This is a genomic window from Peribacillus sp. FW305-BF15 (genome assembly GCF_058783805.1).
In genome coordinates, this window is the sequence record NZ_JBYSYV010000015.1 from 90,531 (window position 1) to 105,400 (window position 14,870).

Here is a 14,870-nt window from a genome sequence, read left to right on the forward strand (position 1 = left end):
AAGAAAGAACGAATGACGTTGGAGGGCTTATTGTGAAAAAAGAATTTGCGGTGATTGGACTTGGCCGTTTTGGCGGCAGCATAGTCAAGACATTAGCTGAAGAAGGATTAGGGGTTCTGGCTATCGATGCCGACGAAGATCGAGTGAATGAATTTGCCAGAATAGCTTCACATGCCGTAGTAGGGGATACGACAGATGAAAATGTACTAAGGAATATAGGGATACGAAATTTTGATCACGTCATTGTAGCGATTGGCGAGAATATTCAAGCCAGTATATTGACGACTCTCATGCTTAAGGAATTGGGTGTCGGAAATGTTACGGTTAAAGCGCAAAATGATTATCACGAGAAGGTTCTTCGTAAAATCGGGGCCGACTATGTCGTGCACCCCGAACGGGATATGGGGAGAAGAATTGCCCATAATATCGTCTCCAATAATATTCTCGATTATTTGGAGCTTTCTGATGAACACTCCATCGTCGAAATTGTTGCAAGCCAAAAGATGAATGGAAACTCGATAATTGACCTTGATATCCGTGCCCACTATGGACTGAATATAGTCGCAATCAAAAGAGGGAACGAAATTAATGTTTCCCCACAGGCGAGCGATTTAATACATAAAGGTGATATATTGATCGTCATCGGCGCGGATTCGGACATCAATCGCTTTGAAAAAAAAATTGTGGAATAAGTAAGCGTCCTGCTAAAATCGAGCAGCGCTTTTATCAAAGGAAAACCAAAAAGGTTTCGGAATGGCCTCATTCCGAAACCTTTTTGGTTTTTTAATTGGATCTTAAGGAGTTATAGAGAATAGCTTCATCGACAATTTTTCAATTCCCTTATTATTTTTGCGTACATGATAAACTCGTGTTTCCGGCACTTCGACAGTGTGGAATCAACAAAAATAGGCTTCTTATCAGTTTACTTTCGGAAGCTTTCCATTTTTAAAACAAGAAAGACTGTTGACAAAAGGAGTTCTATCTAACTTTTAAAAGAAAATTGATTGGAAGCGGGTATTCGAGATCCTGCGGGAGACGTGTAGACCCCGCAGGCTTCTAAGGCGCCGGGGAAAGTGAGTGCCAGTGGAATTCAAGGTGGGGGGATTTACAAACCTAAACAAAAAAAGCCCAGCCAAATGATGCTGGGCTTCTATTATTTATTGCACTTCCATGATGATCGGCAGGATCATCGGACGGCGTTTCGTTTTTTCATATAGGAATGGAGATAGAGTGTCTGTAATTTCATTTTTGATTTCAGACCATTGAGTAGTTTTGCGATCCATCACCTTATTTAAATGCTTTGTGATCAAGGATTGAGCATCGCTGATAAGGTCTCCTGATTCTCTCATATAAACAAATCCGCGTGAGATGATGTCAGGACCGGATGCAATTTTGAATTCCTTCATATTGATGCTAACCACAACAACGACAAGGCCTTCCTCGGAAAGAATCCGACGATCACGGAGAACGATATTACCGATATCCCCAATGCCGCTTCCATCGATATAAACCGAACCTGAAGGGATTTTACCAGCGATTTGAGCTGTGTTCTCACTTAAGGAAAGAACTTCGCCATTATCCATGATAAAGCAATTTTCTTCCGGAACGCCGCAATCGACTGCATGGCGGGCATGCAGTTTTTGCATACGGTATTCACCGTGGATTGGCATGAAGAATTTTGGTTTTATCAAACGGAGCATAAGCTTTTGTTCCTGCTGTCCGCCATGTCCTGAAGTATGAATGTCATTCAGAGGACCTGAAATGACGTCTGCTCCTGCACGATATAATTGATTGATCGTTCTGGAAACGCTGATTGTGTTACCTGGGATGGGTGAAGATGAAAATACTACCGTATCACCAGGGATGATTTGAATTTGACGGTGAGTGCCGTTCGCTATGCGCGACAGTGCTGCCATTGGTTCACCTTGGCTGCCTGTACAAAGGATGGTTACTTTATTCGCAGGCATACGATTCAATTGCTGTACATCAATAAATGTATCTTTAGGAGCTACGATATAACCAAGATCTTGTCCGATTGATATGGCTGAATCCATGCTTCGGCCAAAAACGGCTATTTTACGGCCGTTGGCCACGGCTGCTTCCACAACTTGCTGAAGGCGATGGATGTTCGATGCAAACGTTGCAAAAATAATCCGGCCGTCAACCTTGCGGAAAATGTCTTGAATGGTATCACCGACACGGCTTTCGGACATAGTAAAGTTCTGCACTTCACTATTTGTGCTATCCGAGAGTAAGCACAATACACCTTCTTTACCGATTTCAGCCATCTTGGTCAGGTTTGCAGGCTCACCCACTGGGGTGAAGTCGAATTTAAAATCACCAGTATGGACAATTTGTCCAGGTGGGGTTTTTACGACGATTCCATATGAGTCAGGGATACTGTGAGTTGTACGGAAGAAAGAGACGGACGTTTTCCGGAACTTGATCACTTCATCTTCACTGATTTCAATCATGGTTGTCTGACGTAAAAGGCCGTGTTCTTCCAATTTATTACGAAGCAGTCCAAGTGCAAGCTTCCCGCCGTATACAGGGACATTCACTTTTCTAAGTAAATAAGGAATCCCGCCAATGTGATCTTCATGACCATGGGTAATGAAGACACCTTTGATTTTATCTACATTTTTCTCTAAATAGCTGTAATCTGGAATCACATAGTCAATACCGAGGAGTTCATCTTCAGGAAATTTAATTCCAGCATCAATGATGATGATTTCATCTTGAAACTGAACAGCATATGTGTTCTTACCGATTTCGCCTAAACCGCCCAGGGCGAATACAGCTGTTTGATCGTTTTTTACGAATTTCATAAATTATAGCTCCAATACTTTGTAATCTTCATTTTGTTTTTCATATTCTAAATATGCTCCGGTTACGGGTAGTACGATTTCTACATTATAAGGTTCTTTTTTTAATTTTAAACGAACGTCACGAACGGATTCACCTTCGACAAACATTGTTTTAGTATTCTCCCTGATGGGAACCTCTGATATGGTTACTTGATAGTATACCTTAAAAACCATTTTAATCTCTCCTCACTTGTTTGCATTGCTTTTTTCATTATATATAAAAACAACAATTTTTTCATGTTTTTCAACATCATGTAAAAATAAACCCAGCTCCGCCATAAAAACGGAAGGGGTTTGATGAATTAAATATACCAATGTCTAAAAGTATATAAAAAAATAGATGGCCGAATCTGGTATCAATCCAATTGTAGCTTCCTCTATCTTATATCCTATCCGTTTTTGCCATGTGTAAAACTTAAATCATGGGATCTTTTTTTAAACGATTTCTTTCTAAATTAATACAGTACCACTGTGTGCAGCGTTTCATGAAAACACAGCGACTCATATTTTGATTGAAATATGTATTCACCAGACCATATAAAAGCCAAGATAGAAAGAATGCCTAACAAGAACTTTACAACAAGGAAGAAGCCCTCCGCAAGTTTTTGAAGGGCTGTCCGAAAAAAATTCGCATATGGATGACGGCCAAGGCAGGAATGAGTGGCAAATCATGCGATAGATTTTTTTCTTAAAAGATCATTCCACTGTTTAACAAGCTTTTTACGAAGCTTTTTTAACATGGCGATCACGCTCCCTTAATTATTATTGTATAGGATTATTCAATAATGTAAATACGTCTTTACAGGTACATGGCCCATTTTTGAAAAAAAAGGCTCTTTCAAACAAGCAACTGGGATTTGAGAGGCAGAAGGATGGGAGAAGTGTAATCTGGAAAGCCTGAGTTGGTTTCTATTAAGAATAGTATATGCCCATTCCTGAATAAAAAACGTAACTTTGAGTTGGGTCCGGTAGAGTTACTTGACTTATCTTGATGACAATTATTAAATGGTTACATATTAAAAAGGAAAAAATGAATGAATTGGAAGTGAATCGCAAGTGAAAATCGTATTTTTTGATATTGACGGAACATTGCTTGATCATGAAAAAAAGTTACCTGCTTCAACAAAAGAAGCCATTAAGCAACTGCAGGATAGCGGGGTTTTTGTAGCGATTGCCACAGGAAGGGCTCCGTTCATGTTCGAGTCTTTAAGGGAAGAGCTTGGCATCGATACATTCGTAAGTTTCAATGGACAATACGTTGTTTTTGAAGGGAAAGTCGTTTATAAAAACCCTTTGAGCATACCTGAGATAAAACGCCTTCACGAACATGCTGAAAAAAATGAAATACCGATCGTGTTCATGAATGAGGAGACAATGAAATCGAGTGTTCCGCATCATAGCAGAATTGAAGAAGCATTGAGCAGCCTTAAGTTTCCCCACCCTGAACATGTGGCGGATTTTTATGAGGACCATGATATATACCAAGCCTTATTATTCTGTTCGGAAGCTGAAGAAGGGAACTTTGTTGGGAAATATGATGATTTTCACTTCATTAGATGGCATGAGTATTCGACGGATGTACTTCCATTCGGGGGTTCAAAGGCTGAAGGCATTAAAATATTAATGGAAAAAGTCGGGTTTGCTCTTGAGGATGTTTACGCCTTTGGAGATGGCTTAAACGATATAGAGATGTTAAAAGTAGCGGGATATGGCGTGGCTATGGGGAATGCCGGTCAGCTTGTGAAGCAGGAGGCCGACTTTGTAACGAAGGATGTCGATGATGATGGCATACTTTTTGGTTTGAAGGAACTTGAACTGATATAAAAAATAAACCCCCGTCAACCAACAGACGGGGGTTTTGCTTATTACGTTACCTTTCCACCGCAATTGAATTTTCCGGAATGGCATAGGGGTCTTCCTGATTGATATGATCATAAAACATGATACCATTAAGGTGGTCGATTTCATGTTGAAAGCAAATGGCTGCGATGCCTTTCAGGCGAAGTTGAACCGATTTTCCTTCCAGGTCCGTACCCGCAACCGTTATTCGGGCATAACGTGGCACATAGCCGGAAACGGGACGATTTACGGAAAGACAGCCTTCTCCGGATGTCAAGTATGCTTTTTCGACTGAATGGCTAACGAGTTTAGGGTTGAAAAGTGCATAGCTATAAAGTTGATCATCCTTTTCTTTTAAATGAACCGCAATCATCCTTTTTGAAACATTAACCTGTGGTGCAGCCAAGCCAATTCCTGCCCTTAACCCGTATAGAGCAGCAATATCAGGTTTCTGGCTGTTTTGGACATATTCCATCAAGCTGGCTAAAAGTTGCTTATCTTCATTTGATGCCGGAAGCGGAACCTCTACCGCAACTTGCCTTAAGATTGGATCGTCTTCATTAACAAAATCATCCATGGTAAGCATAATCTTTCACCCCATAAAAATTCTTATAATATGTATAGGGTTATTTTAACAAAAAAGAGGCTGAAAGTTAATGAATGGTTTAATGAAAGAAAAATGGAGGGGATGGAATCAAGTCGATGATTTCCTATCCCTGCCATTATTTTATTTGCATGTTGGTCTATTTAAAAAATATTATCATTTTTTGTGAATCAGGGTAAATCGTTAACATTTTCGGGTAAAGGTAATAGTAATTACCTGGTTAGCATAAGCACGCGCCGACGATGATTAACAGAATGAACAGGACAATGATCAGGGCAAAGCCGCTTCCAAAGCCGCAGCCTCCACCATCGCCATATCCATAGCTGGGTGCAGCGGAAACCGGATAACAACATTCTTGGTTGAAACCTCCATACATAATTTCATACCTCCGTTTTTGTATTTATTAAAATGCTGACCATTCAAATTTGAAACGGTCCCTACAGCCTATGCAGTATGGTTTAAAGGGTGTAGGCTAGCGCCCAGTAATGAAAAAAACCTGCTCGGAATATGATTGTAACAAATGTCTGCGGCTTAAGAATGAATTGAGGAACATGAATCTTCAAAGAACTATCAGAAGGAGTTGTCTATGTTGAAACGTTTTGGTCCATTTATTATCTTACTTCTTTCTTTAGTGACCTTGACTGGTTGTTTTAATGGTTCACCGGAAGAAAGAATCCACAAAATCCTGGAGAAAACTGCAGAAAAGGAAAGTGATTTCACCGAGACTCAAGAGCCGCTTAATGATTTGGAGAAAAAAGAAAAAGAAAAATATGAGAAAATCATTAAACTTGGATTGGATGATTATGAACAGATCGTCGAGCTTTCAGATGAAGCAACCAAGAATATCGACGAAAGGGAAAAAATAATTGAAAAGGAACAAAGCAGTATGCAATCCTCAAAAGAACAATTCAATCAAATAGATGAACAAATCGGGAAAATAGAGGATGAAAAGATAAAAGAAGAAGCGACTGAAATGAAAAAGATCATGAGTGAGCGCTATAGCACCTATGATGATTTATATGATGCCTATCAAAAAAGTCTCGCTTATGATCGTGAATTATATGAGCTTTTCAAAAAAGAGGATTTGAAAATGGATGAATTACAAGTGCAAATCGAGAAAATAAATACCTCTTATACAAAAGTTTTGAAAGCGAATGAGGAATTTAATGCATTAACGGAAAAATCAAATCAAAAAAAAGAAAGTTTTTATGATAGTTCCGGCATAGAAATGGCGGATTCAACAAATTAATATAAATAATGATGGGCTGTGATCCTCACTCACAGCCCATATTTTTTTCAATCCAGTTCTTTTTGGAATAAAAAATTTTTAGAATGGTCTTTTTTTTGTGCAACCAGCCTGATGTGAAATTTTCATACCTGTACTAAAAAAAAACGATAATTAAAAATCTAACAGCAGACTTAGATGAAAGCGTTTGAATATTTTTTCGGTATATTATTTTACATGCTCAAATGCCTTTAGTTAAAGCGGTTTTGGAATCGATGGGATATGCTGGGGAATTGAAATGTTATCCTTTGCCATCCTTAAATTGATAAATAAGGGAAAGTTAATAGTACAGTTGTAAATTGAAAACTAATACAGCGAAGAAGTATGAGTATTGGAAATTCTATTAAATCAAAATTATTAGGAACTCCAAGTGATTGACTTGATGTTAATTCATCTTGTAAACTTAATCTATAAAAATTCTTGTATCATTTTCCTTGATTTTTTTTATGGTACAGAATAAGATTGAGACATATTAAGCATATCCACGTTTGAGGATTGGTCTTAAGGGAAAAATAAAAGAATGTATTGTTGCAGAAACTAAAAAGCAAACTATTTTTGCTTTATAGAATAATAATAGCAAACCTTTTTAATGAAAGGATGAGGTGCCAAATGGCTCAAAAAACTAAACAAGCTAAAATTAATGTTCAGGATCAGCTTAAGAAAGTAGAAGAACAATTTGAAACTTTTCAAATTTTAAATGAAGAGGGAGAAGTCGTGAATGAAGCGGCTATGCCTGATTTAAGTGATGAACAATTGCAAGAATTAATGCGCCGTATGGTTTATACACGCATCTTGGATCAACGTTCCATATCACTGAACCGTCAAGGCAGATTAGGTTTCTATGCACCGACTGCCGGTCAAGAAGCTTCTCAAATCGCTTCCCAGTATGCTTTGGAAAAAGAAGATTTCATTTTGCCTGGTTATCGTGATGTTCCGCAAATCGTTTGGCATGGCCTGCCGCTTTGGCAAGCATTCTTATTCTCCCGGGGTCATTTTAAGGGAAATCAAATTCCTGAAGACGTCAATGTAATTTCTCCTCAAATCATTATCGGCGCTCAATATATCCAAGCTGCCGGAGTTGCTCTTGGGTTGAAGAAACGCGGGAAAAAAGCTGTTGCCATTACATATACGGGTGACGGTGGAACCTCACAAGGTGACTTCTATGAGGGAATTAACTTTGCAGGTGCCTTTAAAGCGCCAGCTATCTTCATCGTGCAAAATAACCGTTTCGCAATCTCTACACCAGTTGATTTGCAGTCAGCAGCTAAAACATTGGCCCAAAAGGGTGTGGCTGCAGGTATTCCTGGAATCCAGGTTGATGGTATGGATGCGTTGGCCGTTTATACAGCCGTTAAAGAAGCTCGTGAACGTGCAATAAATGGTGAAGGCCCTACATTGATTGAAACATTAACTTACCGTTATGGACCACATACGATGGCTGGGGATGACCCGACACGTTACCGTACTTCCGAAATGGATAACGAGTGGGAACTGAAAGATCCATTGGTTCGTTTCCGCAAGTTCTTGGAAAGCAAAAAACTTTGGAATGAAGAATTAGAAAACGAAACGATAGAGAAAGCCAAAGACGATATTAAAGAAGCAATCAAATTGGCTGATGCAGAACCTAAACAAAAGGTTACAGACCTAATTGAAAATATGTATGAAGAAATGCCTTATAACTTAAAAGAACAATATGAAATTTATAAAGAGAAGGAGTCGAAGTAAGCCATGGCTCAATTGACGATGATTCAAGCAATTACAGAAGCATTACGTACAGAACTTAAAAATGACGAGAATGTACTCGTTTTTGGGGAAGATGTAGGTCTTAATGGAGGAGTTTTCCGTGCAACGGAAAATCTTCAAAAAGAATTCGGTGAAGATCGTGTATTCGATACACCTCTTGCTGAATCTGGAATCGGTGGATTAGCGGTCGGTCTTTCTTTACAAGGTTTCCGTCCTGTTCCTGAAATTCAATTCTTTGGGTTTGTATATGAAGTAATGGATTCCGTAAGCGGTCAGCTTGCTCGTATGCGCTACCGTTCAGGTGGACGTTACAGTGCACCGGTTACAATTCGCTCACCTTTTGGGGGCGGAGTCCATACTCCGGAAATGCATGCTGATAGCTTAGAAGGTTTAATGGCCCAGCAACCAGGGTTAAAGGTAGTTATCCCTTCCACTCCTTACGATGCAAAAGGCTTATTGATTTCAGCGATTCGTGATAATGACCCTGTCATTTTCCTTGAGCACATGAAATTGTACCGTTCTTTCCGTCAGGAAGTTCCTGAAGAAGAATACACAATTCCATTAGGAAAAGCGGATGTGAAAAGAGAAGGAACGGATTTATCCATTATTACTTATGGTGCGATGGTGCAGGAATCCATCAAGGCAGCTGAGGAATTGGCTAAGGATGGTCATTCCGTCGAAGTGGTCGACTTACGGACTGTATCACCATTGGATATCGATACAATCATTGCTTCTGTAGAAAAAACAGGACGCGCTATCGTTGTTCAAGAAGCACAAAAGCAAGCTGGTATAGCAGCGAATGTCGTAGCGGAAATTAACGAACGTGCCATTTTGAGCTTGGATGCTCCAGTACTGCGCGTGGCGGCAGCTGATACGGTATTCCCGTTTTCACAAGCTGAAACAGTATGGCTCCCTAATTATAAAGACATTATTGAAACGGCGACTAAAGTCTTGAAGTTTTAACAATCTTAAGTAATGGAATGAATGTCCTGCTCGGGAAAGTGATTTTGCATTAACGGTAATGCAAGATAAAGGACTTTATTCAAAGCACTAAGTATGATTTAATATAGGAGGTTGAACTCAGTGGCATTCCAATTTAGACTCCCTGATATCGGAGAAGGTATACACGAAGGTGAAATAGTGAAATGGTTTGTAAAGCCAGGAGATAAGATACAAGAAGATGACGTGCTTTGCGAGGTTCAAAACGATAAGGCCGTTGTTGAAATCCCATCACCGGTGGAAGGTACCGTTGAAGAAATCCTTGTTCAAGAAGGAACGGTTGCCGTTGTTGGCGATGTACTTGTAACATTCGATGCTCCAGGTTATGAAAATCTTCAGTTTAAAGGGGATCATGGAGAAGAAGCGAAGGCAGAAGGCGAGAAGAATACGGAGGCCCAGGTTCAAGCAACTGCTGAAGCTGGACAGGAAGTCAAGAAAGAGGCTGCTCCGGTTCAAGAAAATAGCGGAGTAACGGGCGCGGGAGCACAACCACAGGTTGAGGCAGATCCTTCACGCCGTATTATCGCTATGCCTTCTGTCAGGAAATATGCACGCGAACAAGGGGTAAATATTCGTGAGATCACTGGTTCTGGGGATAACGGCCGCATCATGAAGGAAGACATTGATGCTTTCAAAAACGGCAAAACCGCTCCACAGCAACCAGCAGCTCAAAGTGAAGCTTCACAACAAAATGATACGGAAACAACCGAAAAACAAAAAGTTTCAATTCCAGAAGGGCAATATCCTGAAACTCGTGAGAAAATGAGCGGTATGAGAAAAGCGATCGCAAAAGCAATGGTTAAGTCCAAGCAGACAGCTCCGCATGTTACATTAATGGATGAAGTCGATGTGACGCTATTGGTTGCTCACCGTAAGAAATTCAAGGAAATTGCTGCACAAAAAGGAATCAAGCTTACATTCCTACCTTATGTTGTTAAAGCGTTAACAAGTGCATTGCGTGAATTCCCTATGCTTAACACATCATTTGATGATGAAGCTAGTGAGATTATCCATAAACACTATTACAATATCGGAATTGCGGCAGACACAGACAAAGGACTGCTCGTTCCAGTTGTAAAAGATGCAGATCGTAAATCAACTTTCGCTATTTCACAAGAAATTAACGAATTAGCGACGAAAGCCCGTGACGGCAAATTGGCTCCTAACGAAATGAAAGGTGCTTCTTGCTCCATTACGAATATCGGTTCCGCAGGCGGTCAATGGTTCACACCTGTTATCAATCATCCAGAAGTTGCCATTCTAGGGATTGGACGCATTGCCGAAAAAGCAATTGTACGCGACGGGGAAATTATCGCCGCTCCAGTTCTGGCATTATCACTGAGCTTTGATCACCGCATGATTGATGGAGCAACAGCTCAACATGCATTGAATCATATCAAAAAGTTATTGAACGACCCAGAATTATTGTTAATGGAGGCGTAAACAATGGTAGTAGGAGATTTTCCAATCGAAACAGATACTTTAGTAATCGGTTCAGGCCCAGGGGGATATGTTGCCGCAATTCGCGCAGCACAGCTTGGACAGAAAGTAACGGTCGTTGAAAAAGGAACAATCGGCGGAGTTTGTTTGAATGTAGGCTGTATTCCATCGAAAGCTTTAATTTCGGCTGGACACCGTTTCCATGAAGCTCAGCATTCAGAAGATATGGGTATCTTTGCAGAAAAAGTTACTGTTGATTTTTCTAAAGTACAAGCTTGGAAAGGTACTGTTGTAAAAAAATTAACTGGCGGTGTAAGCAGCCTGTTAAAAGGCAATAATGTTGATGTTGTAACTGGCGAAGCTTATTTCGTTGATGAAAACAGCATCCGTGTTATGAATGAAGACTCTGCCCAAACATATACTTTTAAAAACGCAATCATCGCTACTGGTTCATCGCCAATCGAGATTCCGTCATTTAAATATACGAAACGCGTACTTAATTCAACTGGCGCTCTTGCTTTGGAAGAAGTTCCAAGTTCGATCGTGGTAATCGGCGGAGGTTACATCGGAACTGAGCTTGGCGGAGCATTCGCTAGCTTTGGCACTAAAGTGACGATCCTTGAAGGTACAGAAGAAATCCTTTCTGCAGGCTTTGAAAAACAAATGGCAGCACTTGTTAAGCGTAACCTTAAAAACAAAGGTGCTGAAATTGTTACTAAAGCAAATGCTAAAGGCGTGGAAGAAACTGATACAGGTGTAACCGTTACTTATGAAGTAAAAGGCGAAGAGAAAAAAGTTGAAGCCGATTACGTTTTAGTAACAGTTGGACGTCGTCCAAACACTGCTGAAATCGGCCTGGAACAAGTTGGAATCAAAATGACTGACCGCGGTTTGATCGAAACGGATAAACAATGCCGTACTAGCGTGAAAAACATCTACGCAATCGGTGATATCGTTTCTGGACCTCAGTTAGCTCATAAAGCTTCTTATGAAGGTAAAATTGCAGCTGAAGCCATTGCTGGACATTCATCTGAAATCGACTATCTTGCTATTCCGGCTGTTGTATTCTCTGAACCGGAACTTGCTTCTGTCGGTTATAATGAAAAAGAAGCGAAGGAAGCTGGAATCGAAGCGCTTGCTTCTAAATTCCCATTCGCTGCAAATGGACGTGCTCTTTCATTAAATAATACGGACGGATTTGTGAAGCTTATCACTCGCAAAGAAGACGGATTGGTTATTGGAGCACAAATTGCAGGACCAAATGCTTCTGATATGATTGCAGAACTAGGTTTGGCTATCGAAGCAGGAATGACTGCCGAAGATATTGCGATGACAATCCATGCACATCCAACTTTAGGGGAAATCACAATGGAAGCTGCTGAAGTTGCCCTTGGAACTCCTATCCACATCATTAAGTAATTGAGATTTATAAAAGCGTACTGCTGAATGCAGTACGCTTTTTTTATTGGCCGGATTAAAAAAATGAAGGATGACTCCCCATTCATGAATTTCTTCTCACTAGTTAAATGAAATGGACAAAAAGGGCATAAGCTATAAAAAGGACTTCTTACTTTTTTCCTTGAAAGGGTTTGAAAAAGGCCATAAAGGATAAAAAATAAGATGAGCGATTTGTTAAAGAATATTTTTTGCCAATAAAAAGATCATGGCTGATATATTCATATTAAAATGGGGTGGATCACTTGAAAAATTATCTGGTAATCCTCTTTCAACTAATCGTTTGGAGCGGGTATACATTAGTTGAATGGCTGTCAGTTAACGATCGATTCGTTTTCAAAGTATTCATGTTTCTGGTCTTTTCTTATCTAGCCATTTACATTGGTAAAATGATTTTAAAATCCAATAGACGAACCATGCTTGTTACCGTGATAAGTCTATTATGTTACGGGATTTTGCAAATCCTTTTGGAAACGCTGGTACCCGTATATTGAATTTTTACGTAAGCTTCGATGACATATAAAACCACGGAGGTATCATGTTTAACAAAGTAGTGGCATTATTTACATTAGTATCATTTTTATTGATGGCTTGTAATGACCCGAGTTCCGATCAAACTGAAAATGAGAGTGAAAAAAGTGTCGAAACGACGACAACGGTCCAAGATGAAAGTCAGCAAGAGAAAGATTTGGAAACAGAAACGTCACAAACGATTGGCGAAGGGAATGTAAAGGCAGAATATCGGGTGGATAAAGAGAATTGGTCATTTAAACCGATTGGGGATGCAAATCCGAAAGTTGTGTTGTTGACATTTGATGATGCACCTGATAAATATTCCCTGGCAATCGCCCAAACCCTGAAGCGACTAGAAGTACCTGCGATATTTTTCGTGAACGGTCACTTTCTTGAAAATGATGAAAATAAAGCGATGCTGAAAGAAATTCATGAAATGGGTTTTTCCATAGGAAATCATACGTATTCCCATGTAAATTTAAAAGAGTTGAACGAAAAGGAACAAGAGCGGGAAATCGTAAAATTGAACAATTTGGTTGAGGGAATAATAGGGGTACGCCCTAAGTACTTCAGGGCGCCATTTGGTTCGAATACCGAGCATTCAAAAGTCGCTGAGAAAGAAAAAATGTTGGTCATGAATTGGACTTACGGCTATGACTGGGAAAAAGAGTATCAAGATAAAAAAGCTTTAACGGAAATCATGTTGAACAGCCCTTATTTGGGAAATGGGGCGAACTTACTGATGCATGACCGGAAATGGACGAGTGAAGCGATAGAGGATATCGTGAAAGGTTTTCGAAAGAAAGGCTATGAGTTCCTTGATCCAAAATTAATTGAAACGCCTGCATGAGCCAATTTCGGCATTCGCAGGTTTTTTTATTTCCTCGGATAATAATACATCACCCGTTTATTGAAGAGATGCAGCTGTGCCCGTAATTTCTTTGCAAGGAATTTGCACAATTCATTAGCTTTTCCCTTATCACCGAAAGTTGCTGTGTCAGGGAGGGTGAATTGGATATAGGATTGGATTCGATCTGATCCATCTTCATCTTTTACGACTTCTTGGTCAACTCCTATCAATATCATGTGATATCGATCTTCTTTGGCTTGGAGATATAAGGCCTTATCCTTCATTCTTTCCGGTTCTTTCATTTCATAAGGAAATGCTTTCTTATCATAGTCCCAATCCAATTGCTTTCCGGTTTTCGCTGTAATCATTTGATAATAGTTCAGCAATTCTTTCACGTCTTCGATGGTTACAGTTCCTTTCACGGACTCGGGAACGAGTTTGATATAGGCATTTTCAGACATGTAGATCCCCCTTCAATCGATAAGATGTAAGAATATTTTAACATTTTATGGATGTATTATATACCTATCTATATGTAAATGAAAAGGCGAAATTCCTTTTTCACCTTGCCATCCCAAAGCAAGGAGTGTGATGCACTGAGTCCAGGGCCCTTTATAAATAAATTCCCGTGTTTTAAAAAAGGCTGTTTTCGCATACTTTATTGCTATTTACCAAGTAGTGCGAAGTGGTTGATTTCCACTCCAGATGCTCGCTTTCCTTGGTGCGGGCGGTGAGCCTCCTCGGCGTAAACGCCTGTGGGGTCTCATCTGTCCCGCTGCTCCCGCAGGAGTCTCGCACTTCCGCTCCAATCAACCTTAAATAGTTTCGTTTTAAAAACAACAATCTTTATGAAAAGAGCCTAAAAAAAAGAATCAGTCTAACGAACGATTGGAATCCATTTCTTTCAACATGATCGTTCATTAAGTGAGAAAAAGTATATATGTTATACTTTTTAGCTTGAAATAATAAATGTGTTATATTATAATTCATTTAAAGCGGTTACATTATATCAATGATGCATACAATATAGGGGAAGGGGTTGTAAAAATGGGAACTATCGTATGTCAAACTTGCAATAGCACGATTGAACATTTTGAAGATGAGAAAGTAAGTGTATTATACACACACAATCACAACTGCCAATGCTGTGATACAGCTGCCTCTGAAAAATAAATGAAAAAAAGATTTCAAGATTAATAGAATGTAAGGGTGTTTCAGGGTTGTAACCTGGAGCACCCTTTTTATAGAAGCCAATGCTTAATAATAAAAGGTTAA

At 39.7% G+C, this 14,870-nt stretch carries 15 protein-coding genes; 10 read left to right on the forward strand and 5 right to left on the reverse strand.

Going from position 1 to position 14,870, the window contains the following annotated elements; genetic code table 11:
• The first annotated feature begins 32 nt into the window (after positions 1 to 32).
• Positions 33 to 692 carry a potassium channel family protein gene (locus AC3WLU_RS16995; protein WP_057279020.1) on the forward strand — a complete coding sequence of 220 codons (660 nt, stop codon included), beginning with the start codon at positions 33 to 35 and terminating at the stop codon, positions 690 to 692.
• 465 nt (positions 693 to 1,157) lie between these two features.
• Here the strand turns inward: AC3WLU_RS16995 and rnjA are convergent, their stop codons facing one another.
• Complete coding sequence (gene rnjA / locus AC3WLU_RS17000) at positions 1,158 to 2,828, reverse strand: ribonuclease J1 (RefSeq protein ID WP_034314071.1); 1,671 nt, start codon at positions 2,826 to 2,828, stop codon at positions 1,158 to 1,160.
• A 3-nt stretch (positions 2,829 to 2,831) separates the two neighbouring features.
• Positions 2,832 to 3,041, reverse strand: coding sequence for a DNA-dependent RNA polymerase subunit epsilon (locus tag AC3WLU_RS17005; protein ID WP_034314070.1), 210 nt, complete (start codon positions 3,039 to 3,041; stop codon positions 2,832 to 2,834).
• 882 nt (positions 3,042 to 3,923) lie between these two features.
• Here AC3WLU_RS17005 and AC3WLU_RS17010 point away from each other — a divergent pair.
• Positions 3,924 to 4,691 carry a Cof-type HAD-IIB family hydrolase gene (locus AC3WLU_RS17010; protein ID WP_034314068.1) on the forward strand — a complete coding sequence of 256 codons (768 nt, stop codon included), beginning with the start codon at positions 3,924 to 3,926 and terminating at the stop codon, positions 4,689 to 4,691.
• Positions 4,692 to 4,737: 46 nt separating this feature from the next.
• Here AC3WLU_RS17010 and def read toward each other — a convergent pair whose 3' ends face one another.
• A complete protein-coding gene (def, locus tag AC3WLU_RS17015) occupies positions 4,738 to 5,292 on the reverse strand; it encodes a peptide deformylase (RefSeq protein WP_057279022.1) in 555 nt (184 codons plus the stop codon).
• A gap of 238 nt (positions 5,293 to 5,530) precedes the next feature.
• On the reverse strand, positions 5,531 to 5,686 hold the full coding sequence (locus AC3WLU_RS17020) for a YjcZ family sporulation protein (protein ID WP_063576945.1): 156 nt from the start codon (positions 5,684 to 5,686) through the stop codon (positions 5,531 to 5,533).
• A gap of 210 nt (positions 5,687 to 5,896) precedes the next feature.
• Between AC3WLU_RS17020 and AC3WLU_RS17025 the strand changes: the two genes are divergently transcribed.
• The 7 genes from AC3WLU_RS17025 (at position 5,897) to AC3WLU_RS17055 (ending at position 13,595) form a co-directional block, all read left to right on the forward strand.
• Complete coding sequence (locus AC3WLU_RS17025; protein ID WP_413000570.1) at positions 5,897 to 6,559, forward strand: YkyA family protein; 663 nt, start codon at positions 5,897 to 5,899, stop codon at positions 6,557 to 6,559.
• A 645-nt stretch (positions 6,560 to 7,204) separates the two neighbouring features.
• A complete protein-coding gene (gene pdhA, locus AC3WLU_RS17030) occupies positions 7,205 to 8,320 on the forward strand; it encodes a pyruvate dehydrogenase (acetyl-transferring) E1 component subunit alpha (protein ID WP_063576943.1) in 1,116 nt (371 codons plus the stop codon).
• Positions 8,321 to 8,323: 3 nt separating this feature from the next.
• Positions 8,324 to 9,301 carry an alpha-ketoacid dehydrogenase subunit beta gene (locus tag AC3WLU_RS17035; RefSeq protein WP_034314063.1) on the forward strand — a complete coding sequence of 326 codons (978 nt, stop codon included), beginning with the start codon at positions 8,324 to 8,326 and terminating at the stop codon, positions 9,299 to 9,301.
• 120 nt (positions 9,302 to 9,421) lie between these two features.
• Entirely contained in the window at positions 9,422 to 10,780 is a 1,359-nt protein-coding gene (locus AC3WLU_RS17040) for a dihydrolipoamide acetyltransferase family protein (RefSeq protein ID WP_034314061.1), read from the forward strand.
• 3 nt (positions 10,781 to 10,783) lie between these two features.
• The gene (lpdA, locus tag AC3WLU_RS17045; protein ID WP_057279024.1) at positions 10,784 to 12,196 is read left to right on the forward strand and encodes a dihydrolipoyl dehydrogenase; all 1,413 of its coding nucleotides are present in this window, start codon (positions 10,784 to 10,786) and stop codon (positions 12,194 to 12,196) included.
• A gap of 272 nt (positions 12,197 to 12,468) precedes the next feature.
• Positions 12,469 to 12,726, forward strand: a complete 258-nt coding sequence (locus AC3WLU_RS17050; RefSeq protein WP_306804763.1) for a hypothetical protein — start codon at positions 12,469 to 12,471, stop codon at positions 12,724 to 12,726.
• A gap of 44 nt (positions 12,727 to 12,770) precedes the next feature.
• Positions 12,771 to 13,595 (forward strand): polysaccharide deacetylase family protein, encoded by an 825-nt coding sequence (locus AC3WLU_RS17055; RefSeq protein WP_492597613.1) that lies wholly within the window; start codon positions 12,771 to 12,773, stop codon positions 13,593 to 13,595.
• A 26-nt stretch (positions 13,596 to 13,621) separates the two neighbouring features.
• Here the strand turns inward: AC3WLU_RS17055 and AC3WLU_RS17060 are convergent, their stop codons facing one another.
• Positions 13,622 to 14,056 (reverse strand): DUF1885 family protein, encoded by a 435-nt coding sequence (locus AC3WLU_RS17060; protein WP_187050710.1) that lies wholly within the window; start codon positions 14,054 to 14,056, stop codon positions 13,622 to 13,624.
• 586 nt (positions 14,057 to 14,642) lie between these two features.
• Here AC3WLU_RS17060 and AC3WLU_RS17065 point away from each other — a divergent pair.
• Positions 14,643 to 14,768, forward strand: coding sequence for a GapA-binding peptide SR1P (locus tag AC3WLU_RS17065; RefSeq protein WP_081108747.1), 126 nt, complete (start codon positions 14,643 to 14,645; stop codon positions 14,766 to 14,768).
• The last annotated feature ends 102 nt before the right edge of the window (positions 14,769 to 14,870 follow it).

What these genes read in the sequence shown, in the direction of transcription:
- rnjA (WP_034314071.1), bottom strand. Translation starts at nt 2,828, where the DNA reads ATGAAATTCGTAAAAAACGATCAAACAGCTGTATTCGCCCTGGGCGGT.
- AC3WLU_RS17065 (WP_081108747.1), top strand. Translation starts at nt 14,643, where the DNA reads ATGGGAACTATCGTATGTCAAACTTGCAATAGCACGATTGAACATTTT.
- AC3WLU_RS17055 (WP_492597613.1), top strand. Translation starts at nt 12,771, where the DNA reads ATGTTTAACAAAGTAGTGGCATTATTTACATTAGTATCATTTTTATTG.
- AC3WLU_RS17060 (WP_187050710.1), bottom strand. Translation starts at nt 14,056, where the DNA reads ATGTCTGAAAATGCCTATATCAAACTCGTTCCCGAGTCCGTGAAAGGA.
- def (WP_057279022.1), bottom strand. Translation starts at nt 5,292, where the DNA reads ATGCTTACCATGGATGATTTTGTTAATGAAGACGATCCAATCTTAAGG.
- AC3WLU_RS17025 (WP_413000570.1), top strand. Translation starts at nt 5,897, where the DNA reads ATGTTGAAACGTTTTGGTCCATTTATTATCTTACTTCTTTCTTTAGTG.
- lpdA (WP_057279024.1), top strand. Translation starts at nt 10,784, where the DNA reads ATGGTAGTAGGAGATTTTCCAATCGAAACAGATACTTTAGTAATCGGT.
- pdhA (WP_063576943.1), top strand. Translation starts at nt 7,205, where the DNA reads ATGGCTCAAAAAACTAAACAAGCTAAAATTAATGTTCAGGATCAGCTT.
- AC3WLU_RS17020 (WP_063576945.1), bottom strand. Translation starts at nt 5,686, where the DNA reads ATGTATGGAGGTTTCAACCAAGAATGTTGTTATCCGGTTTCCGCTGCA.
- AC3WLU_RS17005 (WP_034314070.1), bottom strand. Translation starts at nt 3,041, where the DNA reads ATGGTTTTTAAGGTATACTATCAAGTAACCATATCAGAGGTTCCCATC.
- AC3WLU_RS17035 (WP_034314063.1), top strand. Translation starts at nt 8,324, where the DNA reads ATGGCTCAATTGACGATGATTCAAGCAATTACAGAAGCATTACGTACA.